Below are 23,148 nucleotides of genomic sequence, written 5' to 3'. Positions count from 1 at the left end.
GAGGCTACCCGGCTTTCGTCTGAAGCAGCGCCGCCGTCGTTTCCTCGTCCAACTCGATCTCGCCGGAGGAGGCGCGCCAAGTCACGGCCCAGGGGCCCACGGGGCGCCCGGCACGGACGCGCAGCAATTCCAGTGACCAGCGCGGATCGGCGAGGCCACCGATCCCAGCAATGCCGCCGACGCGCCATCGCGACGCCGTGCCGGCCAGGGGCGGCTCCTCCTCCGTCCGCAGGATGAGGCCCACGCCGCCCCCCGCCGCGGCGGCAAGCTGCAGGCGCCTTTGCGCGGACAGATCCGGCTCCGCACCGCCCAGCAGCAGCACACCGGAGATGGCCGGGCTGCGCAGCGCCTCCTCCATTGCCCAGAGCGCGTCCATCGGACGCGATGCCTGCGCCAGCACCAGGCGGTCCGGCGTCAGGCCCAGCGCCGCGAGGCCGGGCGGCCAGGGCGCATGCAGCAGGTCATCCGAGATCCAGAGCACCGTGCCGCCGCTGCGCCCCAGCACCATGGCGCTGAAGGCCGTGCCGGACCCGATTGAGGTTGCGCGGATCTCATGCACCGCAGCGCGGGCGATGCCGGGAAGTCCGGGTGCAAGGGGAATCTCGCCAGCCTCGGGCGCCAGGCTGTGCCGGGCGACGCGGGCGCGCAGCGCGGCAAGCACCGCGGCGCGGTCCATCCCACGCGTATCAAGAGAGGATTCCGGAAGGGCGGGCGAGTCGGGCATGAGCCGGCGACGCTGACACGCCGCTCAGAACGGATCAAGAACTTCTCGTCAGACAAACCGGTTCCGCCGCAAGGCGTTCCTTCGGCAACGGCCAGCCGTTACCCCTCCAACACAAGGAAACCAACGCCATGGGCCTGTTCTCGAAGCCGATCAAGACCCTTGATGACCTGTTCGTGCATACGCTGCAGGACATCTACTATGCCGAGCAGCAGATCGCGAAGAACCTGCCGACCATGATCTCCAAGGCCGGCGACGCTCAGCTCAAGCAGGGGCTGGAGCAGCACCTGACGGAGACGCAGAACCAGATCAAGCGGCTGGAGCAGGTCTTCCAGATGCATGGCCAGGAAGTGAAGGGCGCGACCTGCGCCGCCATGGACGGTATCATTTCCGAGGCCAAGGATATCCTCGGCGACGTGTCCGACCAGGACGTGATCGATGCCGCCATCATCTCCTCCGCGCAGGCGGTGGAGCATTACGAGATCACCCGCTACGGCACGTTGATCGCCTTCGCGAAGCAACTGGGCCGTCATGACTGCGCCAGCGTCCTGCAGCAGAACCTCGATGAGGAATACGCGGCGGACAAGAAGCTGACCGCGGTTGCCGAGAGCCGGGTGAACCGCAAGGCCGCCTGAGGCGGCGGAGGGGGCTAGCCCCCCTCCCCCATCAGGAAACGGGCGATGGCGTCGCGCGGCGCCGCCGTCGCCGGCCCGGCCGGGCTCATCCAGCTTCCTGGGAAGGCCTCGTCCGGATCAGCCATGAAAGCCCTAAGGGACGCCGCATCCCAGCGACGCCCCGCCTCCCGGCCCGCCTGCAAGGCCGGCGAATAGTCGAAGACCGCATCCCCGGCGACGCCCCGCGCGGCAAGGCCCTCGAGGTTCGGCCCTGCGCCCGCGGGCGCCCCCGGCTCGATCGCATGGCAGGAGGAGCAGTGGAGGCGGAACAGCGTCGCCCCCTCCTCCGCCACGGCCGGATGCGCCAGCAGGACCAGCAGGGCCAGCGCCCTCACAACCCGTACTGGATCCGCACGATGCGGTCGGTGCCGCTTTCGCCGCCCCAGGCCTCACCCTCTATCCCGTCCATCTGCCGTACATTCGCGCCCGGTCGGTCAGAGGGAAAGGACAGGAATGTCTCGGTCGCCGGGTCGAAGCGCACGATGGCATTGGCCGGGAAGTCGGTCAGCCACACCTTGTCCGACGGATCCACCCAGACCGAATAGGCGCGCGGCCGCTCACCCGGCAGGCGCCACTGGCGCCAGGACCCGTCGCGCGGATCGTGCACCGAGACGTTGCCGCTGTTCCACTCGCTGATCCACAGCCGGCCCTGGCTGTCGCTCCAGACGCGACGCGCGCCCTGGTTTGGCGTCGGGGGCTCCACGATGCGGATCCGCGCGGTGTCCAGATCCTCGATCTGCGCGAGGTGGTTGCCCGCCAGCGAGACGTACCAGATGCCGCCCTGCGGCGTCTTGGTGATGCCGTAGGCGCCACGCCCGCGCGGTGCCTCCCACACATCCATGCGCTCCGTCGCCGGGACGAAGCGGCCGACCATGCCGTTCTGCCCGGTGAACCAGTAGGTGCCGCGGTCGTCGAACACGCCGGTGTTGAGGTTCGCGTTGGCAAAGCGCTCAGGAAGGTTCCAGAGCTGCACGCGGTGGTCAGACGGGTCCACGCGGGCGATGCCGTTCTGGCCGCCCTCCGTCACCCAGGCGGCGCCGTCCGGCCCGCGCACCACGCCATGCGGCGCCGCGCGCTCCGCCCCATGGACGCGAAGGTCCACCACGCGAATGGAGCCGTCTCGCGGATCGAGCCGGTTCAGCGTTCCGTTGCGCTGGCCGCAGAACCACATGGTCCCGTCGCCTGCGGCGGTGACGTCGCGCGAGCCGACGCGCCCGCCATTGGGCGCGGCCGCGTTGAAGTGGGTGACGCGGAAGCCGTTGGGTGTGGCGCTGGCCGGCAGGGCCATCAGCGCGGCACCGAGTCCGAAAAGGGAACGACGCTTCATCCTGACCTCCGTTGCCTGAATCACGCTGACCGCATTCCGGACCGCTTCCGCGCGGCGAGCGCCGAAGAGAATAAGGTGCCATTTCACGAGACGTGAAGCGGAACCGGGCTGGACGGGGCTTTTTCCGCGATGCGCTCAGCCATCGCGCGGACGGATGCGCGGATCGGGGCGCGGTCCGCCGTCACCAGGAGCGAGCGGCATCCCCGCGGGCACGCGCTCCGCCCGTCCGGCGCCAATGGAAAACAGGAAGGCGGCGGCGTCGCGCGCCTCGGCTTCGGTCAGACCCAGATTGGGCATGGCAGTGCCGGGCGACATGGCCTGTGGGTCCAGCAGCCAAGCGACCAGCGTGTCGGGCCGGTTGGGGAAGCGCCCGGCAAGCCAGCCGCGCCGTGACCATTCCTCGAGAGGTGGCCCAGCCCATGACACGGCGCCACGCACGCCGGGGATGACGTGGCAGGCGCCGCATCCGCGCTCCCCGACGACGACGCGTCCCGCCGCGGCGTCGCCGCCCGCCACGCGGAGCTCCGGCGGCGGCTCGGCATCGCAGGCGGCCAGCGCCAGCAGCAGAGGCAGGGTCAACGCGCGCAATCGGAGTCTCCGGGCCTGTTCCTCCGGCAACATCAGCCCCGGCGCAGGGTTGCGCTCACGCCTCGCCCTCGCCCGCCACCTCGACCCGGCGTTCCAGGGTTTCGCGGACCCAGAGCTTCTGCACGACGACGAAGCACACCACCGTGATGGGTGCCGCCAGCACCACACCCGGCAGGCCGAACACGGCCCCTGCGGCCACGATGCCGAGAAGCAGGACAAAGGCCGGGATGTTCACCAGCCGCTCCTCGACCACGGGGGTGATCATGTTGCTCTCGACCTGCTGGATCACCACGAAGGCGCCGATGGTCCAGAGCAGGACGGAGCCGCCCTGCGCTGCGGCCAGCATCACCGCCGGGACTGCACCCACCACGGCGCCGATCACCGGCACGAACTGCGCCAGCCCCGCAAAGAGGCCAAGCGCCAGCGGCGCGGGCAGTCCAAGCCACCAGCTGGCAAGCCCCGCCGCCGTGCCGATGATGACCATGGCCACCAGCGTCGCCAGCAGGTAGCGGCGCAGCACGGCGCCCAGCGTGTCGAGCATGTCCTCGACGCGTGCGGTCTGGTCCTTGGGAAACAGCTTCACGACGCCGGCGCGGTAGCGCTGCGGATCGGCCGCCAGGAACCCGCCGCCCACCACGGCGAGGATCAGGGCCGAGGTGGCGTCCACCAACGCGCGGCCAAGCCCCGCGACATGTCCCATGATGTTGTTCGGCAAGGCCGCGGTGCCGCTCGGAAGGTCGATGCCGAGACGGTTCTCCACCTCGGTGAGCGCGCGCGGAAGGCCATTGATGAGTTGCGTCACCTGGCTCGCGACCTGGGTGCCGACGAGGAGTCCGCAAAGCCCCAGGAATGCAAGGATGAGCAGAGCCGAGAGGATCAGCGCCCAGCGCCGCCCCAACCCAGTGCGCGTGCTGATGAAATCCGCACAGGCACTCAGCATCACGGCGACAAGCAACGCGGCGAAGGCGATCAGCACCGCCTCGCGCACCGCCCAGAGGGTAAGCAGGAGAACGACGACGCCCAGGACAATCAGCACGCGGCGGAGGAAGTGCCGCTCCTCTTCGGTTCGGTCCAGCATCGCCTCGCTTTCCTGCATCGCAGCGTGAAGCCGCCAGGACCGGGAAGGTTGCGTTCCCTAGCTGCCCACCTGCCGCAGCCAATCGGCGAGGTTGTAGTGGTTGGTGACGCGGGCGATGCGCCCGTCCCGCACTTCGAAGAAGGCGCCCACAGGCAGGACGTAGCGTTGGCCACGGGCCTCGGGCAGGCCCTCGTCGGTCGCCAGGTATTCACCGTGGATGGTGAACTCCGCCGCCGCGCGCGCTCCGTCCGGCGAGGCCATGACGACGAGATCCTCGACGCGTTCACGATAGGCTCGCTCCATGCGGCCAAGGAAGGCGCGGAAGGCGTCGCGTCCTGTCTCGCGCCTGCCCTGGTTCACGTCATGCGCCACGTCTTGGGCAAGGAGGGACAGCATCGCCTCCCAGTCGCCACGGTTGAAGGCTGCGTAGTAGTCACGGATGGAGGTCTCGGTGTTCATGCCGAGACTGGTGCCACCACCTCCTCCATCGCGGCAAGCACCGCTGCGGCAGCGGCTGCACGGCAGGGTTCGATCACAGGAACGCCTGCGGCCTCCCGTGCCACGGCCACATGGCCGGCCATGCCGGCGCAGCCGAGGATCACCACCTCGGCCCCTTCATCGGCGAGGCGCTGCGCGGCCTCGGCGATGCGGCGCTGCGGCGCGACGGCATCGGTGAGCGCCTCCATCGGCAGGTTCAGCGGCACCCATCCGGCCATGCGCGCTTCCACGCCCATCCCGGCTAGGATGCGACGGTGGCGCGGCAGGGACGCGGCGGTGAAGCCGATCACGCCGAAGCGCTCAGCGCGGGCAAGGGCTGCGGCGACGGCACAGCGGAACATGCCCAGCACCGGACGGTCCGTCGCCGTGCGTGCCGCCTCCAGGCCGGGATCGCTCACGCAGGCGATCACGTAAGCATCGGCGGGAGTGGCCTCGATCACCCGGCACAAGGGCTCCGCAACCCGGAACCAGTCGCGCCACGTGACGATGGCGGGAGGACCATCGGCCAGCGAGGTCACCTCCAGCCCAGGCCCGAAGGGCGCGATCGCGTCCGCGATGCCCGCCGTGCAGGAGGACGATGCGTTGGGATTGATGAAGAGGATGCGCCGGTCCATCACAACAGCATGGCAGGCGTCACCCGTTCTTGCCACGCCGGCCCGAAAGGTATCATTGTGCAGCGCAACATGCCCGACACCCTCCCCGCCGAGCGCCTGCCCCAAGAAGCAGGGGCGCCCCTGCCTTATCCCTGGCCTCGCCTGCCGCTTGGCCAGTCCATGTGGCGTGGCGCGCGCAACCGCTGCCCGATCTGCGGGGAAGGCAAGGTCTTCCAGGGCTTCCTGCGCGTCGTGGACCGCTGCGAGGTTTGCGAGGCGCCGCTGGGCCGCCTGCGTGCCGACGACGCGCCGCCCTACTTCACCATCTTCCTGGTCGGTCACCTCCTCGTGCCGCCGATCTTCTGGCTCGAACGCGCGCAGGAGCCGCCCTTCTGGTTCTACCTGCTGATCGGGCTGCCACTCTTCGCCATCCTCACCACGCTGCTGCTGCGCCCCGTGAAGGGTGCGACGGTGGGGCTGATGGTGCGGCTCGGCCTGGAAGGCTGAGCGTGGCCGAACCTCGCTTGGTCCGCATCGAACTGCCCGGCGCGCCGCCTCCCCCCTCGGCCTATGCCGAAGCCGACCGACGGCAGGCGGTCGAGGACCTGCTGGCGGGCAACCGCTTCGATCCGGCAGGGCTCGGCCCCGGCCCCTTCGGGCTGCACCTGATGGTGCGGGAGGGAAGGTTGATCCTGGACATCCGCGACGGTGAGGACGAGCCACTGCGGGCGATCATCCTAGTACTCGGGCCGTTCCGGCGGATGATCAAAGACTACCACATGCTGGTGGAAAGCCACGAGCAGGCGGTGACGGAGGGTGCGATGGATGCCCGCGTCCAGGCGATCGACATGGGGCGGCGCGGCCTTCACAACGAAGCGGCAGAATTGCTGCAGACCCGGCTCGACGGCCGGATCGCGGTGGATTTCGAGACGGCCCGACGCCTCTTCACGCTGATCGCGGCGCTGCACGCGCGGGTCTGACTAGGGCCACAACACCGGCACGAGCGACAGCACCAGCAGCAGTGCCATCGCCAGGTTGAAGCGCCGAAGCGCCGCCTCGCTGCGCAGGAAGCGCGAGGCCCCGACCCCGGCTAGCGTCCAGAACGCCACGACGGGGAGCGTGACCGCGGTGAAGACCGCCGCGAGCAGCGTGGCCTGCACCAGGAAGGCGGTGCCGTCGCCGGTCGCGTAGGCGGCGACGCCCCCCAGGGCGATCATCCAGGCCTTCGGGTTCACCCATTGGAAAAGCGCGGCCTGCATGAAGGAGAAGGGCCGCCCGCGCGCCTCATTGCCCGCCGTCGGCACCGCCGTAGCGATGCGCCAAGCCAGCCAGAGCAGATAGGCGGCACCCACCCAGCGCAGGATGCCGGTCAGCCAAGGCAGCATTCGCAAGGCCTCTCCGGCCCCCAGCGCGACGGCGAGGAACATGAACGGGAAGCCGAGCGAGATGCCGAGGATGTGCGGAAGTGTGCGGCGAAAGCCCCAATTGGCGCCGGAAGCCGTGACCATGGCGTTGTTGGGTCCCGGCGTGGCCGCCATGGCGAAGGCGAAGCCAGTCACGGCAAGAAGCCATCCAGCGCCTTCCATCAGCTTCTTCTCCCTCCATATAGGACAGCAACGCTGCCCCAAACGGCTAGGCCGCCGCAACCACGCCTCTTGGGTGGCCGGAGCGGACCCGGTATGCGGCAGCGGCATCACAAGGGTCGGCGCATGAAGATCAACGGCGTTTCCTATCGCTCCGTCTGGCTGGACCGCGAGGATGGCTGGTCCGTCCGCATCTTCGACCAGACGCGCCTGCCCTGGGAGGTCGCGCCGCTGCGCCTTTCCACCTGGAGGGAAGCGGCGCACGCCATCCGCACCATGCAGGTGCGCGGCGCGCCGCTGATCGGCGCCGTCGCGGCCTATGGTGTTGCGCTGGCGATGCGCGAGGATCCGTCGCAGTTGGACGAGGTGCTGCGCGAGATGGCGGAAACCCGCCCGACCGCGATCAACCTCCGCTGGGCGCTGGAGCGGCAGAAGTCGCGCCTGCACAATCTTCCGCCTGCCGAACGCGCCGAGGCCGCCTATGCCGAGGCCGCCGAGATCGCCGATGACGACGCGGAAACATGCCGCCGCATCGGCGAGAACGGGTTGCCACTGCTGGAGGAGATCGCCGCCCGCAAGGGCAAGGTGAACGTGCTCACCCATTGCAACGCCGGATGGCTGGCGACGGTGGATTGGGGCACGGCGTTGGCGCCGATCTACATGGCCCACGACAAGGGTCTGGACGTGCATGTATGGGTGGACGAAACGCGCCCGCGTAACCAGGGCGCCGCGCTGACGGCGTTCGAGTTGGGCGCGCATGGAGTGAAGCACACCGTCGTTTCGGACAATGCCGGCGGCCACCTGATGCAGCATGGCGAGGTGGATATCGTCCTTGTCGGCACCGACCGCGTGACGCGCACTGGCGACGTAGCGAACAAGATCGGCACCTACCTCAAGGCGCTGGCGGCGCGCGACAACGGGGTGCCGTTCTGGGTCGCCCTGCCGCACTCTACCCTCGACATGACGGTGCGCGACGGCGTGGCCGAGATCCCGATCGAGGAACGCTCAGGCACCGAGGTGACGGATGTAACGGGCCGCACCGCCGATGGGCGGGTCGAGACGGTGCGCGTGGCAGCGGAAGGGAGCGAGGCGGCGAATCCCGCCTTCGACGTGACGCCGGCGCGGCTGGTGACGGGTCTCATCACCGAACGCGGGCGTTGCGCAGCCAACGAGGCTGCGTTGCTGGATCTCTACCCGGAGAAGGGGTAGCGCCGCTTCAGATGCGGATGCGCGCCTCTTCGGGCGCGCGCCCGCGCTCCAGCAGCACCATGCCGAGCACGAGCAGCGAGCCGCCCGAGGCCACCAGGGCGGCCGGCAGGAAGGCCGCGGCGCGCAGCAGATTCGCGCCGTCGGACAGAACCATGAGAACGACGCCAAGCACGAGGACGAGGCCGGAAAGCGTGAGGGCGAGGCCGAGACGTTGCATGGGCGGTCACTCCTTGGGAACCGTGACGAACCGATTCCTGACCCCCAATCGCGGCGAGACTGTGGTAACCCCTACCGCAATCCCTGCATGTTGCGCAGATCAGACCGGCATGAAAGGCTGCGCTGCACCGCAAACCTTCAGGGAAAAGGAGCCGACGCATGCGAGTTCTTCTCGCCGGCCTCTTCGCCGCCACGCTCTCCGCAACCGCCATGGCTCAGCAGGCTCAGCCGCCATTGCGATGCGCGGTGGACGGCACTTTTGCCCCACACGCCTTTCCCTCGCTGCAAGGCGGCGTCCAGGGATTCCAGATCGACCTGTTCCGTGAGGTCGCTCGCCGCATGGGCCGTGAAATCACGATCGATTCGGCGAGCTTCAGCGGGCTGATCCCGGCGCTGAATGCCGGGCGTTACGATTTCCTCTGCGCCCCTACCACCGTAACGCGCGAGCGCGCGGAGAACCTGCTCTTCACCGAAGGCTATCTCTGGACCGCATTGCAGTTCGGCATCCGTCGCGGCACCACGCCCATCCGGTCGGAGGAGGATCTGCGCGGCAAGGCGATCAGCGTGAACAAGGGGACGCCCTACGAGGCGTGGGTCCGCAACAACGCGGAGCGGCTGAACCTCACCCTGCTCGCCTTCGACACCCAGCCGGACGCGGTGCAGGCGGTGCTTTCGGGCCGTGCCTACGCCAACCTCTCGGGCAACACGGTGGTGCGCTACTCCGCGTCGCGGACGCCGCAATTCGTGGCGGACTGGGTCCTGCCCGGGACGCAGCTTCATTGGGGTACGCCCTTCCGCCGCGACTCGGGCGAGATGCGCCGGCAGGTCGAGGACGTGCTGGCCTGCATGAAGCGCGACGGCTTCATCGCCCGCATCTCCGAGCGCTGGTTCGGCGACCGCCCGGGCCCCGAGGAGGCCGAGAACATCGTCTTCCCCGGCTATGGTCCGCCTGACCTTCCCGGCTACGACCCGACGCCGCAGAACCCGAACTGCGGGTGAGCTTCGCCGACAGCTTCCTGAACCTCCGCGTCGCGGTCGAGCACGGGCCGAAGATCATCGAGGGGATGGGGGTGACGGTGGTGCTGGCGGCATGCGTCATCGCCACCGGCCTCGCCGCGGGGCTCGGCCTCGCGGTGCTGCGGGCCATGGGCGTGCGGCTGCTGAACTGGCTCATCGTCTTCGTGGTGGATCTGTTCCGCGCCGTGCCACCGCTTGTGGTGATCGTGCTGCTGTATTTCGGCCTTCCGGCGGCTGGGATGGCACTGGATGGGTTCGTAGCGGCGTGGCTCGCCCTTTCGCTGGTCTTGATGGCCTTCGCCGAGGAGATCTTCTGGGCGGGCATTACCACCCTGCCGAAGGGTCAGTGGGAGGCCTCCCGGGCGCTGGGCCTGCGCTTCGTGCCGACCTTCTTCCTGGTGGTGCTTCCCCAGGCGGTCCGGATCGTGATCCCGCCCCTGGTGAATCGCACCATCGCCATCACCAAGGGCACGGCCCTGGCCAGCGTGGTGGCCGTGCCGGAGATCCTGGGCGCGGCGCAGGCGGGCGTGTCGTTCTCCTTCAATCCGACCCCCCTCACTCTGGCGGCGCTGGCCTATCTGGCCCTGTTCCTGCCGGTGGTCGTGGTGGGACGCTGGGTGGAGCGGCGCTGGCATGTTCGCTGACGCCTTCCTCAACACCGAAATCCTTTGGGAAGCTTGGCCCATCCTGCTGGACGGGCTGGGACGGACGGTGCTGCTGTCGCTGATGGTGGTGCCGCTTGGCCTCCTCGGCGGTCTGGCGCTCGCCCTGCTGTCGCTGACTCAGCGGCGCACCCTACGCTGGTTTGTCGCCGCCTGGGTGGATGTGTTCCGCGCGCTTCCACCGCTGGTGCTGCTGGTCGTGGTCTATGCCGGCCTTCCCTTCGCGGGGCTTGAGGTCTCGGCCTGGCAAGCCGTGGCGATCGGCTTCTTTCTGAATACTGGTGCCTACTATGGGGAGATCCTTCGCGCTGGGATCGCCTCCGTCCCCAAGGGTCAGATGGAAGCCGCACGCTCGCTGGGCCTGAGCCGTCCTCATGCCCTGGCATTTGTCGTGCTGCCGCAGGCGGTGCGGAACGTGCTGCCCGACCTCGTCTCCAACACGCTGGAGGTGGTGAAGCTGACCTCGCTCGCGGCTGTGGTGGCACTGCCCGAACTCCTGTTCCAGGCGCGGCAGGCGCAGAGCGTGACCTACAACGCCACCCCCATCGTCGCCGCCGCGGTGATCTACTTCCTGTTGCTCTGGCCCTTCGTGCGGATGCTGTCGCGGTTGGAAAACCGGCAGCTCGCCGCGCGGCGCTAGACCCTACAAGACAGTTTCCGTCGCAGCCCCTTCCGGTCTATGGAGGCGCCGGTTCCAAAAAAATGGCCGGGATGCGGCGAATCTGACCGGGAGCGCAGGGGATGCAGGGGGACACCCTCAAGACGACCGCGGAGGTGAACACCGCGGTTGACGATATGGAGTTCGCGACCGCCCGCCGCGAATTGCCAGGTTTCGTCGGCATGGCGTGGCGCGCGGCGGCGGTGGCTTTTGTCGCCTTCCATCTCTGGATCCTGCTGGTCCAGCCCGTGGATCCGACCATCTCGCGCGCCATCCACGTCTTTTTCGGCGCCGCTCTCGGCTTCACCCTGTTCGCGTCGCGGGCCTCCACCACCCAGGCGACGCGGGTTCCGATCCTGGACTGGCTGCTGGTGCTGGCCAGCATCGCCATCCCATTCCACTACATCCTGGATGCCGACGGGATCGAGATGCGGTCCTTCATGGGCCCGAACATGGCCGATCTCTGGGTCGCGGGGGTGGGCATCCTGCTGGTGCTGGAATTCGCGCGGCGCACGGCCGGCTTCGTGATGCCGCTCATCGCCTGCGTCTTCATAGCCTACTGCTTCATCGGGCCATGGCTGCCGGGCATCCTCTTCCACCGCGGCGTATCCTTCGACCAGGCGCTGGTCGAGCTGTTCAACAACAACGGCGTGCTCGGCACCATCGTGCAGGTCAGCGCGTCCTTCATCATCATGTTCGTGGTCTTCGCCACCTTCCTCCAGACCTCGCGCGCGGGCGACTACTTCAACGACGTGGCGCTGGCGCTGGTGGGGCGGCTGCGCGGCGGCCCGGCGAAGGTGACCGTGCTGTCAGGCATCATGTTCGGCGCCATCTCGGGCTCCGCCGTCGCCAATGTCGTCGCCTCCGGTGCCTTCACGATCCCGATGATGCGCCGCGTCGGCTACGACCGTGCGACGGCTGGCGCCATCGAGGCCACCTCCTCCACCGGCGGGCAGATCACGCCGCCGGTGATGGGCGCGGGCGCCTTCATCATGGCCGAGGTGCTGGGCATCCCCTACACGGAGATCGCGCTGGCCGGGCTGATCCCCGCGCTTCTCTTCTATGTCGCCAACTACATCCACTGCGACCTGAACGCCCGCAAGCTGGGCATCAGGGGATTGCCGCGCGAGGAGTTGCCGCGCTGGAGCTACGTGCTGCGCCACCTCTACATGGCATCGCCGCTTGTGCTGCTGATCGCCATGCTGCTCCAGGGCTATTCGCCCTTCCGCGCGGCTGCCTGGGGCATCGCCGCGACGCTGGTGATCATGTTCGGCACCACTCTCGCCCATCGCGCCATGGTGCAGGGGCAGAACATCCTCGCTGCCACGGTCGCCACCTTCATCGAGACGGGGCAGTCCATCTACGCGACGCTGCACAACTCTATGAAGGAGGTGATGCAGCTCATCGCCGTCTGCGCCGCCGCTGGCATCGTGGCCGGGGTGATCGGCGTGACGGGGGTGGGTGGGCGCTTCGCGACCATGCTGCTGGACGTGGCCGGCGCCTCCTCGCTGCTCGCCATGATGTTCGCCATGGTCGTGGCGGTGATCCTGGGCATGGGGGTGCCGACGACGGCCGCCTACGCTATCGCGGCCGCGGTTGTGGCGCCGGGCCTGATCCGCATCGGGGTCGAGCCGCTGGTGGCGCACATGTTCATCTTCTACTTCGCGGTCCTCTCGTCCATCACGCCGCCGGTTGCGCTCGCCTCCTTCGCCGCGGCCTCCATGGCGGGGGCGGACATGTGGCGCACCAGCCTGATCGCGGTGAAGCTCGGCCTCGCCACCTTCATCGTGCCCTACCTGTTCTGGATGTCGCCAGTGCTGCTGGCGCAGGGGCCGTTGCTCGGCATCATGCTGTCCTTCACGACGGCGTGCTGCGGCATCTACCTGCTGGCATGCTCCACGGAAGGGTGGATGTGGAACGGGCCGCTCGCCCTGCCGCTGCGCTTCGTGTCCGGCGCGACCGGGCTGATGCTGATGGTGCCCGAGCTCGTCACGGACCTTTCGGGCATCGCCATCGGCATCGCCCTGCTGCTCTGGCAGAAGCGCACCTATCCGGAGGAAGTGACTCCCGCAGCGGTGCGCCAAGCATGAAAAAGGCCGCCCCGGCAGGACCGGGGCGGCCAAAAAGACGGGGGACGCCGCGGTGCCCCCCGGCCTCAGGCGAGGACGAGGTTGTCCGGGATGTTCTGCCCGACTTCGCGCAGGTAGCGCGCCGCACCGGGGTGATAGGGCAGGAAGCTGTTCTTGCTGGCGTTCGCGGCCGTCGTCTCCGACGCGGCGGCGATGGCCTGCTGCAGGCGCGGCTGCTGCCCCAGCACCGCCTTCACCATCTCGTAGACCAGGTCCTCGGGCAGGGAGCGGTGGCCGATGGCGAAGTTGAACATGCCGACAACCCGCAGCTCGCGACCCGCCGTGCGATAGGTGCTGGCCGGCAGCGTCGAGGCCGATAGCTCCGGGAAGGCCTGGGTGAGCTTCTGCACCTCCTCCTGCGTGTAGTCGAGGAAGTTCACCTCGCCCTGCGTCTCCGCCTCGGAGAAGGCGGGGATGGGTACGCCGGAGGCAAAAAGGAACGCATCCAGCAGCCCGTCCTGCAGCTGGCCGGACATGTCGCTGCCCGAGCCGAAGCGGATCGCGGCGGGGCGGTAGCCGAGCGTGTTCATGATGAGCGGGAAGTAGGTGCCCGGCGTGCCGCCGCGCGGCCCGACCCCGATGTTCTTGCCCGCCAGCTGCGACATCTGCGTGATGCCGCTGCGCTTCAGCGAGATGCCGTGGAACGGCGTGTCGTACATCGGGAAGAGCGCGCGGATCTCGCGGAACTGGTTGCCCTGCGTCCAGTCGCCCTGGCCGTTCCAGGCCTGCAGCGCCACGCCCATCGTCACCATGCCAACCTCGACCTCGCGCCGCTGCACCAGAACGATATTCTGGTTCGGCCCCTGCGTGGTCCGGTAGGAGATGTTGACGCCCGTCGCCTCCTGCACGAGCTGGCCCCAGGCCGGGCCATAAAGGGCATAGGTACCACCCGGCGCGGCGGTTCCCATGTTGAGGGCGCGCGGCCAGCTCGAATTGCGCGGCTGCGCGTGGACGCGGCCGAAGATGGCGGGCGCGGTGAGGCCAAGTGCGGCCCCGGTCAGCAGAATGCGTCGCTGCATGTGATCTTTACTCCTCCCAGTCATGACAAGGGGTGGCTCGCGCCGCCCTCGCCCGCCCCTTGGGGGCCCGGCGCGGGCAAAATGGCCCAGACCGGGGGAAAAGGGCAATCTCTTGTCGCTGGATCAAGCCGTTAGCGGACACGCACCCGTCGCATCATCCTTCGCGCATCCGCCCTCGATCCACCACGACGCCCCAGCGCTGACGCTCGCGCGCGAGGAAGCGACCGAAATCCTCGGGCGTGCGCGACGTTTCGATCTCGCAGCCTTGCTCCTCGATGCGCGCGGCCGTCGGCGCATCAGCCAAGGTCGCGTTCATCGCGTCCAGCAGGCGCGCTCGCACGGGGTCCGGCGTGCCAGCTGGCGTCACGAGACCGTACCAGGTTGCGCTGTCCAGGTCGGGAAAGCCTTGTTCGGCGCTGGTCGGAATCGCCGGCGCAACCTTGGAGCGCTCGCGCCCCGCGACGGCAATGCCGCGCAACGTTCCAGCGGAAAGAAAGGGAATGAAGGGCGCGGCGGCGTTGCTAATCAGCGAGACGCGCCCCGCCAGCACGTCCTGAAGCGCCGGCGCCGTGCCACGGTAATGCACGAATTCCAGTGGGATGCCGAGGGTAAGTGCGGTCATCGCACCCAGTGCATGCGCCGTGGTCCCCGCCCCTGCTGTTCCGAAGGTCAGCGACGGATTGGCGGCACGCCCTTTCTCGCGCAGCTCAGCGAGATCATCGATGCCCAGGCGCGGGTCCGCCGCGATGATGTTGGGCGAAGCGCCCAGCAGCCCGACCGGCGTGAAGTCGCGCTCCGGATCGTAGGGAAGGCGCGGATGCGTCAGCGCCGAGATGACGAAGGAACCTGACCCGGCCAGCAGCACCGTGTGCCCATCGGCCGGCGCCTTGGCGACGAGGTCGTTGCCAAGCACCCCGCCCGCACCGCCCCGATTCTCCACCACGATCGGCACGCCGAGGCGCATGGCCATCCCCTCTGCGAGGATGCGTCCGAGGATGTCGTTGGATCCGCCTGCGGTGAAGGGAATGACAAGGCGGATCGGACGCTGTGGGAAGGCTTGCGCGAAAGCGGGTGCGGCCAGGAAAAGCCCAGGCAGGGCGCGGCGGGTGAGCATGGTGGTGTCCTCCCTGAATTGTTGCGACAAGCTTGGCGAAGAAGCACACCGGGGCCAATCTCCGCCCCTCACGAATCAGGATCAGAGCATGGGCGATCGGGACGCGGGCAGCGCGGCATGGCAGGAAGCGCCTTCGGCCTATTGGGCGCGGAGGGAAACGCCGTTTCGCGTCCCCACGAAACCGCTCTCGCGCTATGTCACAATGCGCGACGGCTGCCGGATCGCCCTGGATGCGTGGCTGCCCGAGGGGGGTGAAGGCCCCTTCCCCGCCATCGTCGTGCTGACGCCCTATTACCGCCGCTTCAGCCTGGAGCCGGGCAGCACGGCCGAGGCCTGCCCCAACACCGCGAAGTTCCGCGAGGCCTTCGTGCCGCGCGGCTACGCGCTGGTGGTGGTGGATGTGCGCGGCACCGGGGCGTCCTTCGGCACGCGCGATTCCTTCCGCTCGCCGCGCGAGCGCGACGACGCGAAGGAACTCGCAGATTGGGTGGTCGCGCAGCCCTGGTCGAACGGCAGCATCGGCGCGACGGGCATTTCCTATCCCGGCGCGGCCTCCGACTTCCTCGCCTCGACCGCGCATCCGGCGGTGAAGGCGATCGCGCCCCTCTTCGCCGTGTGGGACACGTGGGCCGACCACTACTACCCGGGCGGGCTGTACCTGAACCGCCTCGCGCAGGTCTATGACGATCTCATGGTGGCGATGGACCATGATCGGCGCGACCTGCTCAAGAACTTCGCGTATTTCGCGAACCCCGACCTGCGCGGTCCCGCCCCGGTGGACGACGATCCGGACGGCGCGCTGTGCCGCGCAGCCGTGCACGAACACCTCGGCAATTTCCGGCAGCCCGATTTCATGGCCGACCTCCGCTTCCGGGAGGAGGCGCTGCCGCACGATCCGGGCTTCTCCTCCGCCAGTATCAGCCCCTACGCGGCGAGCCCCACGATTCCGGAGAGCGTCGCGGTGTGCTGCGTCTCCGGCTGGATGGATGGAGCGGGCTACGCCAATTCCGCCATCGCGCGCTACCTCACCCTGTCCCGCAACCCGCGCCACCTGCTGCTCGGCCCTTGGGATCACGGGGCACGCTGCAACGTTTCGCCCTGGCGCAACGGCGTGGACCCGGAATTCGCGCTGCTGGGAGAGGTGACGCGCTTCTTCGACGAATATTTGATGGAGCGTGACACGGGCCTGCGGAACGAGGCGCCGATCCACTATTTCGCCATGCACGAGGAAGCGTGGCACGCAGCCGATGCGTGGCCGCCCGCGCCGGAGTCCCGACGCCTGCACCTGCGCGACGGTGCTAGGCTGGAGCGCGAAGCAGGCACGCTGCGCGCGGAGGTCCAGGCGGATTTCGCCTGGGGCAGCGGCGACGGCACGCGCTACGAGCGCATCGCCGGCATCAACAGCACCACCTACCACGCGGACTGGACCGCGCGGCAGGAGGCCTTGTCCGACTTCACCACCGCGCCCCTCGACGCGCCGCTGGACCTTGCGGGCCATGTGATCGCCGATATCCAGCTGGAATGCTCAGAGCAGGACGGGGCGCTGCTCCTTTACCTGTCCGAGGTCGAGGCGGATGGGACGGTGCGATACGTGACGGAAGGCTTGCTGCGCCTCCTCCACCGGAAGGAGGCCGAGCCACCGCGGACCTATCGCTGCGCCTGGCCCTGGCGCAGCTATCGGCGCGAGGATGCCGCGCCGATGCAGCCGGGACAGGTGGAGCACGTGCGCCTTGCCCTGCTGCCGGTCGCGTGGCGCTTCAAGGCGGGCAGCAGGCTGCGCCTTTCCATCGCGGGCCACGATGCCGATCACATGATCCAGACCCCGCATGGGCGGCCGCCTCGCTTCGTGCTGCATGCGGGCAGCACGCTCGACCTTCCCCTCCGTCCCGGAGCCTGAGCCATGAACCGACGCACCCTCCTCGCCCTGCCCCTCCTGGCCGCCCCTGCCGTCGCGCGCGCGCAGGGCTTCCCTTCCGGCCCGGTGCGGATGCTGCTGCCGCAGGCGCCCGGCTCCTCCAACGACATGGTCGCGCGCATCATCCAGGATCCGGTGTCGGCCGCCTTGCGCCAGCCCGTGGTGGTCGAGAACCGTCCCGGCGCGAACGGCGCGGTGGCGATCAATGCGCTGAAGCAGGCACGCAACGACGGGCAGACCATCTTGCTGACCGGCGTGTCGCAGCTGGCCTTCAACCCGCATCTGTACCGCAGCCTGCCCTATGACGTGGCGCGCGACTTCACGGTGATCGCGCCCTGCACCGACACGCCCTTCGTCCTCATCACCAGCAAACGCAGCGGCATCACTACGCTGCCCGCGCTGATCGAGGCGGCGAAGGGGCGCGACCTGTCCTTTTCCTCCGCCGGCAACGGCAACTCCACGCATCTGGCGATGGAGATGCTGTGCGACCGCGCAGGCGTGCGGATGACGCACGTGCCCTATCCCGGCACCGCGCAGGGGGTGACCGCTGTCATCACCGGCGAGGTGGACGCGATGATCCCGACCTTCGGCGTGGCCTTTCCGCATATCCAGTCCGGCGCCGTGAACGCGCTGGCCGTGGTGGCGACGGAGCGCGTGCCGCAGATGCCTGACCTGCCGACCCAGGCCGAGGCCGGGCTGGACGTGCCGGTCATGCCGGGCTGGTTCGCCATGGTCGGCCTCGCCGGAATGCCGGCCCAGGCGGTGGAAACGCTGAATGCCGCGATCCGCGGCGCGCTGGCGGACGAGACGGTGCAGCGTCGCCTGCGCGAGCAGTTCCTGATCCCGCTCCAGGGATCGGCGTCAGACATGCAGGCACGCCTGGACCGGGAGAGCGCCCTGTGGGGCGAGTTCATCCGCCGTCGCAACCTTTCGATCGGCTGAGGAGAGCCACATGAAGACACGCGCCGCCGTCGCCTTCGAGGCGAAGAAGCCGCTCGAGATCGTGGAAGTGGACCTTGAAGGCCCGCGCGCGGGCGAGGTGCTGGTGGAGATCATGGCCACCGGCCTGTGCCATACCGACAAGTACACGCTCTCCGGTGCTGATCCGGAGGGGCTGTTCCCCGCCATCCTCGGCCATGAGGGCGCGGGCATCGTGCGGGAAGTCGGGCCGGGCGTTTCGTCGCTGAAGCCGGGCGACCACGTCATCCCGCTCTACACGCCCGAATGCCGGGAGTGCGAGTACTGCCTCAACCCCAAGACGAACCTTTGCCAGCGCATCCGCACCACCCAGGGGCGTGGGCTGATGCCGGACGGGTCGAGCCGCTTTTCCTACAAGGGCCAGAGCCTCCTGCACTACATGGGCTGCTCGACCTTCTCGAACTTCACCGTGCTGCCGGAGATCGCCCTGGCGAAGGTCCGCGCCGACGCGCCCTTCGACAAGATCTGCTACATCGGTTGCGGCGTCACCACCGGCGTGGGCGCCGTGATCTACACCGCGAAGGTCGAGCCGGGGGCGAATGTCGTCGTCTTCGGATTGGGCGGCATCGGGCTGAACGTGATCCAGGGCGCGCGCATGGTCGGCGCGAACATGATCGTCGGCGTGGACGTGAACCCCGACCGCGAGGCGATGGGCCGCGAATTCGGCATGACGCATTTCGTCAACCCGAAGGAGATCGGCGGCGACCTCGTCGCGCACATCGTCGAGCTGACGGGCGGCGGGGCCGACTACTCCTTCGAGTGCGTGGGCAACGTCCACCTCATGCGCCAGGCGCTGGAATGCGCGCACAAGGGCTGGGGGGTTTCCACCATCATCGGCGTCGCCTCGGCGGGTGCGGAGATTGCCACTCGGCCATTCCAGCTGGTGACGGGGCGACGCTGGCAGGGCTCGGCCTTCGGTGGGGCCAGGGGCCGCACCGACGTGCCGAAGATCGTGGACTGGTACATGGACGGCAAGATCGAGATCGACCCGCTCATCACCCACACCCTGCCGCTCGCGCGCATCAACGAGGGCTTCGAGATGATGGAGCGGGGCGAAAGCATCCGCACTGTCGTCCTCTACTGACGCGCGCTGCCTCCGGGCATGGAAACGGGGCGGACCTCGACCGGTGCCGTCCCGTCCTCCTTCATGCCGAGGCGTTCGGCCGTGCGTGGGCTGACATCGATGATGCGGCCGCGCCGGAAGGGTCCACGGTCGCGGATCGTCACGCGCTCCGCGCGCCCGGTGCGGAGGTTCCGCACCTCCGCCACCGTGCCGAGCGGTAGGCTGGGGTGGGCGGCCGTGTCGGAATCGGGGTCGAAGCGCTCGCCGCTCGCGGTCGGGCGCCCGGCCAGGGTCGGGCTGTAGTAGGAGCCCTCGCCGCGTTGCGCGGGGCCGGTGGCCTCGGGGGGCCGGGCAGGCCGCTCCGCGGACTGGCAGGCCGCAAGCCCCAGGGCCATCAAGGCCACCAGGGACGAATGGGACGCTCTCGGCATGGGCCGCTCCTTCGCCGGAATGATTCCGGCGAAGCAAACGCGCGACCCCCCTCCGCGTATCAGTCCAGCGAGATGCCCAGTTCCGGAACCTTGCGGGCCCAGTAGGCGCTCTCCTCCTTCACCGCAGTGGCGAAGGCCGCGCGGGGACGCTCTGGCGGCGGCTCCAGCCCCTCATTCGCAAGGCGCTGCACGTAGCTCGGGTTGGCGATGGCGCGGCGCGCCGCCTGCTCCAGCCGGTCGAGCACCGGCGCCGGCGTGCCGCCGGGGGCGAAGATGCCGTGCCATCCCTCGATGACGAGGTCCGGGATGACCTCGCGCAGGGTCGGAACCTCCGGGAGGGCCGGCATCCGCGCATTGCCGGTGACGGCCAGCGCGCGCAGCCTTCCCTCCCGCACCAGGCTGATGGCGGGGGGTGGCGAGGAAACGTTGAGGGTGATGTTGCGTGCCACCACGTCCATCAGCGCAGGCGCGGTGCCGCGATACGGCACGTGCTCCATCTCGATCCCCGCCGCCTCGGCGAAGAGCACGCCCGCGAGGTGGTTGTTTCCGCCCACTCCGGAAGAAGAGAAGGTGACGCTGCCGCGCGGCTGGCGCTTCACCCATTCCACGTATTCCTGGAGGGTGCGCGCCGGGTTCGAGGGATGCACCACCAGCACGTACTGGTAGGCGGAGGTCTGCACCACGGGCTCCAGCGAGTTCGCGAGGTCCACGCGGTCACCACGCTGGAGGTGCGGGTTGATCACCACGTTGGTCGAGACGGCGAAGAGCAGCGTTTGCCCGTCGGGCCGCGCGCGATGAACGGCCAGCGCGCCGACATGCCCGGCCCCGCCGGCCCGGTTCTCCACGATCACGCTCTGCCCGCCCAGTTCCTGCGAGAAGAGCCCGGCGAACTCGCGCGCCGCGATGTCCGTGCCGCCGCCGGCAGCGTAGGGCACCACCAGGGTCAGGGCGCGCGACTGGGCGCTGGCGATGGCGGGAACGGCGAGGGCCGAGGCCCCCAGCAGGCGTCGCGTGATCATCGGCGCTTCTCCATGGCGTTGCGCAGCAGGGCCAGCGCCCGGAAAGGCGCGTGCATCATCTTGGAATAGGGAAGCACCAGGAAGAAAGCCAAGACCAGCCCCAGATGCAGCGCGAGGGTGATCCCCATCGCCCCGGTGTGCCGCACCGCCAACAAGAGCAGCCCCGTCGCGCCGATCAGGAAAAGCAGCGCGAGCATCGCCACCTCCCCGCCCAGCAGGCGCCGCGCAACCGGCGCCGGGTCCGTCACCGCCTTGACGTAGAGCAGCCCCGCCGCGCCGATGCAGAGCAGCACGCCGCCCCAGGTGCCGAGCTGCACGGGCAGGCTCCAGAAGGGATGCGGCGAGAACCAGCCGAGGATGTGGTGGTACACCGTGCCGACCGAGGTAGCGGCGAAGCAAAGCAGGAAGCCGCCCGCCATGGCCTGGTGCAGCCAGCGGCGCTTCTGCGCGAAGCCGTCATCCAGATCGTTGCAGCCATGCCCCCCGCCGCCAAGGTTGCGCAGCAGCACCACGTCCATCGTCGCCTCCGCCACGGCCGGGCCTGAGAGCGGCAGGCGCGAGCGCGGCGCCGTGCCGCGCCAGTAGCGCCAGGAGGACAGGATCATCGCCACGATCGCCCATCCGAAGGTGAGCGAGGCAAGGTTCACCATCACCGTGTAGGGAATGACGCGAAAGAACGCGCCCGTCCCAGTCTGCGCCGACCACAGCACGCTGGGGTCCTGCAGCGCCACGACCAGCAGGAGCACCAGGGTCAGGGCCAGCGCCGAGATGCCGGCCACCACCGTGCCGTTGCGCTCGAAGAGGCGACCCATGGCGCGCGGCACCGCGTATTCGGCGTAGCTTTCCTGCCGGATGGTCGCGAAGGTCGCTGGGATGTTCACGCCGAAGGGGTGTGGAGGGGCGTACTGACAGGAATGGAAGCAGCCCTTGCAGTTGTGGCAAAGGTTGGCGAGGTGCGTCAGGTCACCTTCGGAGAAGGCGCGGCGCATCGCCATGGCAGGAAACACGGCGCAATAGCCTTCGCAGTAGCGGCAGGCATTGCAGATTTCCATCTGGCGGCGGGCTTCTGCCACGGTCGTTGATTCCGTACGCGGCGCGGCCTCGGTTCCGGCGGAATAGGCCGCCAGCTTCATGCCGTCAGAGGCTTGGGACATGGTCATTCTCCGAAGCCGCGGCGCGGCGCGCCCAAGGGCGGTTAGTTCCTGGCTGCACGGGCCGCCTCCTCCCCCGCGATGCGGCCGAACACGGTGCCGATCGCCATGCCGAAGCCGGCAAGGTAGCCCTGGCCGAGGATGTTGCCCGCCATGATCTCTCCGCTCGCGAACATGTTCGCCGAGGGCTTGCCATCCGCCATCATCACCCGCGCGCGGTCGTTCACCTTGACGCCGAGGAAGGTGAAGGTGATGCCAGGGCGCAGCGGATGCGCGTGGAAGGGCGGCTTCTCGATGCGCCGCGCCCAATGGGATTTGGGTGGCGTCAAGCCTTCCGTGTGGCAATCGTCCAGCGCCTTGCCGTTGAAGGTGCCGGGACGGACGGAGGCGTTGTAGTCCGCCACCACCCGCTCAAGCTTGTCTGGGTCGAGTTCCAGCTTGCCGGCCAGCTCACGGACCGAGCCGGCGAAGACCGGCGGGAAGACGCTGGGCAGGTAGTCGAACAGCGCTTGGGAGTCGCTGATGGCGAAGGCGCGCTGGTTGGGCTGCTGCGCGATGAGGCGGCCCCAGATGGCATAGCGCTTGGGCCAGACATCCTCGCCCTCGTCGTAGAAGCGCTCCACCTCCTCGTTCACCACGACAGAGAAGGGCACGCAGTCGAGGCGCATGGCGAGGCCGCCATCCTCCATCGGCGCGCGGGCGTCGTTGGCGACGGCGTGGAACTGGGTGGGGTCGCCCACCTCCTGCACGCCTTGGCCCAGCAGGTCCTTCAGGACGCGGCCCTGGGCGTAAGGCGTGCCGCGGATCTGGAAGTTGTCGGCCGCGTCGCCCCAATAGCGGCGCAGCCACTCGCGATTGGCCTGGAAGCCGCCACTGCTCGCGACCACGGTGCGGAAGCGGATGCGCTCGGGGAAGCCGCGCCAGGAGACGATGGCCTCCTTCGCGAAGCCCTCCTCCACGGCGATGTGCTGCACCTCGGTGTCATAGAGGACCTCGACGCCCAGCGCCTCGGCGGTGCGGTAGAGGGCGTTCACCAGCGCCTTGCCGCCGCCCAGGAAGAAGGCGTTGGTGCGGGACAGGGACAGCGTGCCGGACAGGCTCGGCTGGAAGACGACGCCGCACTCCTCCAGGAAGCCGGGCGCGTGCTGGCTGGCGCGGATGGTCATGCGGGCCAGCGCCTCGTCCGTGCGGCCGCCGGTCACGCGCAGCAAGTCGTCCCAGTACTCCTCCTCCAGGTAGGATTCGGTGAGGACGTTGGTGGGCGCCGGATGCAGGGCGCGAAGGTTGCGGGTGTGGCGGGAATTGCCGCCCCGCATGGGCTTCGGCGCATGCTCCGCCACGAGGACACTGGCGCCCAGGCGGCGCGCGGTGATGGCGGCGCAGAGAGCGGCATTGCCGCCTCCCACCACCAGAACGTCCCAGACCCTCGTGAAGTCCAACCCCGCCTCCCCCGATGCGAACCTTTGTATCCGCCTGTATCCAGTGCGTCCAGATGGGCAGTCCGG

The 23,148-nt window shown here is 68.9% G+C and carries 26 protein-coding genes; 11 read left to right on the top strand and 15 right to left on the bottom strand.

Annotated features, from left to right (window positions below):
• Positions 1-4 precede the first annotated feature (4 nt).
• On the bottom strand, positions 5-676 hold the full coding sequence (locus OF850_RS02125; protein WP_301588011.1) for an ImuA family protein: 672 nt from the start codon (positions 674-676) through the stop codon (positions 5-7).
• A 176-nt stretch (positions 677-852) separates the two neighbouring features.
• Here OF850_RS02125 and OF850_RS02120 point away from each other — a divergent pair, with 176 nt between their 5' ends.
• Positions 853-1,356: a YciE/YciF ferroxidase family protein gene (locus OF850_RS02120; RefSeq protein ID WP_301588010.1), complete on the top strand. Its 504-nt coding sequence runs from the start codon at positions 853-855 to the stop codon at positions 1,354-1,356.
• Between the two features lie 14 nt (positions 1,357-1,370).
• Here OF850_RS02120 and OF850_RS02115 read toward each other — a convergent pair whose 3' ends face one another.
• The 6 genes from OF850_RS02115 to OF850_RS02090 all read right to left on the bottom strand — a co-directional run bounded on the left by OF850_RS02115 (position 1,371) and on the right by OF850_RS02090 (position 5,500).
• The gene (locus OF850_RS02115; protein WP_301588009.1) at positions 1,371-1,730 is read right to left on the bottom strand and encodes a c-type cytochrome; all 360 of its coding nucleotides are present in this window, start codon (positions 1,728-1,730) and stop codon (positions 1,371-1,373) included.
• Positions 1,727-2,722, bottom strand: coding sequence for a Vgb family protein (locus tag OF850_RS02110; RefSeq protein WP_301588008.1), 996 nt, complete (start codon positions 2,720-2,722; stop codon positions 1,727-1,729). The genes OF850_RS02115 and OF850_RS02110 overlap by 4 nt, the downstream gene beginning before the upstream one ends.
• Before the next feature lie 135 nt (positions 2,723-2,857).
• Entirely contained in the window at positions 2,858-3,310 is a 453-nt protein-coding gene (locus OF850_RS02105; protein ID WP_301588007.1) for a c-type cytochrome, read from the bottom strand.
• Positions 3,311-3,365: 55 nt separating this feature from the next.
• Complete coding sequence (locus tag OF850_RS02100; protein ID WP_301588006.1) at positions 3,366-4,388, bottom strand: AI-2E family transporter; 1,023 nt, start codon at positions 4,386-4,388, stop codon at positions 3,366-3,368.
• A gap of 57 nt (positions 4,389-4,445) precedes the next feature.
• Entirely contained in the window at positions 4,446-4,847 is a 402-nt protein-coding gene (locus OF850_RS02095; RefSeq protein WP_301588005.1) for a ketosteroid isomerase-related protein, read from the bottom strand.
• Positions 4,844-5,500: an aspartate/glutamate racemase family protein gene (locus OF850_RS02090; RefSeq protein ID WP_301588004.1), complete on the bottom strand. Its 657-nt coding sequence runs from the start codon at positions 5,498-5,500 to the stop codon at positions 4,844-4,846. Before OF850_RS02090 ends, OF850_RS02095 begins: the two co-directional genes overlap by 4 nt.
• A 69-nt stretch (positions 5,501-5,569) precedes the next feature.
• Between OF850_RS02090 and OF850_RS02085 the strand changes: the two genes are divergently transcribed.
• Both OF850_RS02085 and OF850_RS02080 read left to right on the top strand, forming a co-directional pair.
• On the top strand, positions 5,570-5,986 hold the full coding sequence (locus tag OF850_RS02085; RefSeq protein WP_301588003.1) for a DUF983 domain-containing protein: 417 nt from the start codon (positions 5,570-5,572) through the stop codon (positions 5,984-5,986).
• Positions 5,987-5,988: 2 nt separating this feature from the next.
• On the top strand, positions 5,989-6,459 hold the full coding sequence (locus OF850_RS02080; RefSeq protein WP_408906451.1) for a UPF0262 family protein: 471 nt from the start codon (positions 5,989-5,991) through the stop codon (positions 6,457-6,459).
• Here the strand turns inward: OF850_RS02080 and OF850_RS02075 are convergent, their stop codons facing one another.
• Complete coding sequence (locus tag OF850_RS02075) at positions 6,460-7,065, bottom strand: LysE family translocator (RefSeq protein WP_301588002.1); 606 nt, start codon at positions 7,063-7,065, stop codon at positions 6,460-6,462.
• Between the two features lie 123 nt (positions 7,066-7,188).
• Between OF850_RS02075 and mtnA the strand changes: the two genes are divergently transcribed.
• Entirely contained in the window at positions 7,189-8,271 is a 1,083-nt protein-coding gene (gene mtnA / locus OF850_RS02070; protein WP_301588001.1) for an S-methyl-5-thioribose-1-phosphate isomerase, read from the top strand.
• Between the two features lie 7 nt (positions 8,272-8,278).
• On the opposite strand, the gene OF850_RS02065 is transcribed toward mtnA, so the two are convergent.
• Positions 8,279-8,488: a hypothetical protein gene (locus tag OF850_RS02065; RefSeq protein ID WP_301588000.1), complete on the bottom strand. Its 210-nt coding sequence runs from the start codon at positions 8,486-8,488 to the stop codon at positions 8,279-8,281.
• 158 nt (positions 8,489-8,646) lie between these two features.
• Here OF850_RS02065 and OF850_RS02060 point away from each other — a divergent pair, with 158 nt between their 5' ends.
• The 4 genes from OF850_RS02060 (at position 8,647) to OF850_RS02045 (ending at position 12,914) form a co-directional block, all read left to right on the top strand.
• Positions 8,647-9,486, top strand: a complete 840-nt coding sequence (locus tag OF850_RS02060; protein WP_301587999.1) for a transporter substrate-binding domain-containing protein — start codon at positions 8,647-8,649, stop codon at positions 9,484-9,486.
• Positions 9,483-10,148, top strand: a complete 666-nt coding sequence (locus OF850_RS02055; protein WP_301587998.1) for an amino acid ABC transporter permease — start codon at positions 9,483-9,485, stop codon at positions 10,146-10,148. The genes OF850_RS02060 and OF850_RS02055 overlap by 4 nt, the downstream gene beginning before the upstream one ends.
• Positions 10,138-10,806 (top strand): amino acid ABC transporter permease, encoded by a 669-nt coding sequence (locus OF850_RS02050; protein ID WP_301587997.1) that lies wholly within the window; start codon positions 10,138-10,140, stop codon positions 10,804-10,806. The genes OF850_RS02055 and OF850_RS02050 overlap by 11 nt, the downstream gene beginning before the upstream one ends.
• Positions 10,807-10,907: 101 nt before the next feature.
• The gene (locus OF850_RS02045; protein ID WP_301587996.1) at positions 10,908-12,914 is read left to right on the top strand and encodes a TRAP transporter permease; all 2,007 of its coding nucleotides are present in this window, start codon (positions 10,908-10,910) and stop codon (positions 12,912-12,914) included.
• A gap of 65 nt (positions 12,915-12,979) precedes the next feature.
• On the opposite strand, the gene OF850_RS02040 is transcribed toward OF850_RS02045, so the two are convergent.
• Together OF850_RS02040 and OF850_RS02035 are read right to left on the bottom strand one after the other, a co-directional pair.
• Positions 12,980-13,972 (bottom strand): TAXI family TRAP transporter solute-binding subunit, encoded by a 993-nt coding sequence (locus OF850_RS02040; protein WP_301587995.1) that lies wholly within the window; start codon positions 13,970-13,972, stop codon positions 12,980-12,982.
• Positions 13,973-14,126: 154 nt separating this feature from the next.
• Positions 14,127-15,086 carry a Bug family tripartite tricarboxylate transporter substrate binding protein gene (locus tag OF850_RS02035; RefSeq protein ID WP_301587994.1) on the bottom strand — a complete coding sequence of 320 codons (960 nt, stop codon included), beginning with the start codon at positions 15,084-15,086 and terminating at the stop codon, positions 14,127-14,129.
• Positions 15,087-15,174: 88 nt separating this feature from the next.
• Here OF850_RS02035 and OF850_RS02030 point away from each other — a divergent pair, with 88 nt between their 5' ends.
• From OF850_RS02030 to OF850_RS02020, 3 genes are read left to right on the top strand one after another with little or no spacing between them, the layout of a single operon-like run.
• Positions 15,175-16,983 (top strand): CocE/NonD family hydrolase, encoded by a 1,809-nt coding sequence (locus tag OF850_RS02030; RefSeq protein WP_301587993.1) that lies wholly within the window; start codon positions 15,175-15,177, stop codon positions 16,981-16,983.
• Positions 16,984-16,986: 3 nt separating this feature from the next.
• Positions 16,987-17,943: a Bug family tripartite tricarboxylate transporter substrate binding protein gene (locus OF850_RS02025; RefSeq protein WP_301587992.1), complete on the top strand. Its 957-nt coding sequence runs from the start codon at positions 16,987-16,989 to the stop codon at positions 17,941-17,943.
• A 10-nt stretch (positions 17,944-17,953) separates the two neighbouring features.
• Positions 17,954-19,063, top strand: coding sequence for an S-(hydroxymethyl)glutathione dehydrogenase/class III alcohol dehydrogenase (locus tag OF850_RS02020; RefSeq protein ID WP_301587991.1), 1,110 nt, complete (start codon positions 17,954-17,956; stop codon positions 19,061-19,063).
• On the opposite strand, the gene OF850_RS02015 is transcribed toward OF850_RS02020, so the two are convergent.
• The 4 genes from OF850_RS02015 to tcuA are packed head-to-tail and all read right to left on the bottom strand — an operon-like array spanning position 19,057 to position 23,082.
• The gene (locus OF850_RS02015; RefSeq protein WP_301587990.1) at positions 19,057-19,473 is read right to left on the bottom strand and encodes a septal ring lytic transglycosylase RlpA family protein; all 417 of its coding nucleotides are present in this window, start codon (positions 19,471-19,473) and stop codon (positions 19,057-19,059) included. The two genes, OF850_RS02020 and OF850_RS02015, sit on opposite strands and share 7 nt — an antisense overlap.
• Positions 19,474-19,532: 59 nt before the next feature.
• Positions 19,533-20,492, bottom strand: coding sequence for a Bug family tripartite tricarboxylate transporter substrate binding protein (locus OF850_RS02010; protein WP_301587989.1), 960 nt, complete (start codon positions 20,490-20,492; stop codon positions 19,533-19,535).
• Positions 20,489-21,646 carry a tricarballylate utilization 4Fe-4S protein TcuB gene (gene tcuB / locus OF850_RS02005; protein WP_301587988.1) on the bottom strand — a complete coding sequence of 386 codons (1,158 nt, stop codon included), beginning with the start codon at positions 21,644-21,646 and terminating at the stop codon, positions 20,489-20,491. The genes OF850_RS02010 and tcuB overlap by 4 nt, the downstream gene beginning before the upstream one ends.
• 41 nt (positions 21,647-21,687) lie before the next feature.
• Complete coding sequence (tcuA, locus tag OF850_RS02000) at positions 21,688-23,082, bottom strand: FAD-dependent tricarballylate dehydrogenase TcuA (RefSeq protein ID WP_301587987.1); 1,395 nt, start codon at positions 23,080-23,082, stop codon at positions 21,688-21,690.
• Positions 23,083-23,148 lie beyond the last annotated feature (66 nt).

It is taken from the genome of Sabulicella glaciei (assembly GCF_026183895.1).
Lineage (GTDB): Bacteria > Pseudomonadota > Alphaproteobacteria > Acetobacterales > Acetobacteraceae > Roseococcus > Roseococcus glaciei.
The sequence above is the reverse complement of the archived record's forward strand: the minus strand, read 5'-3'. Positions and strand labels throughout refer to the sequence as shown.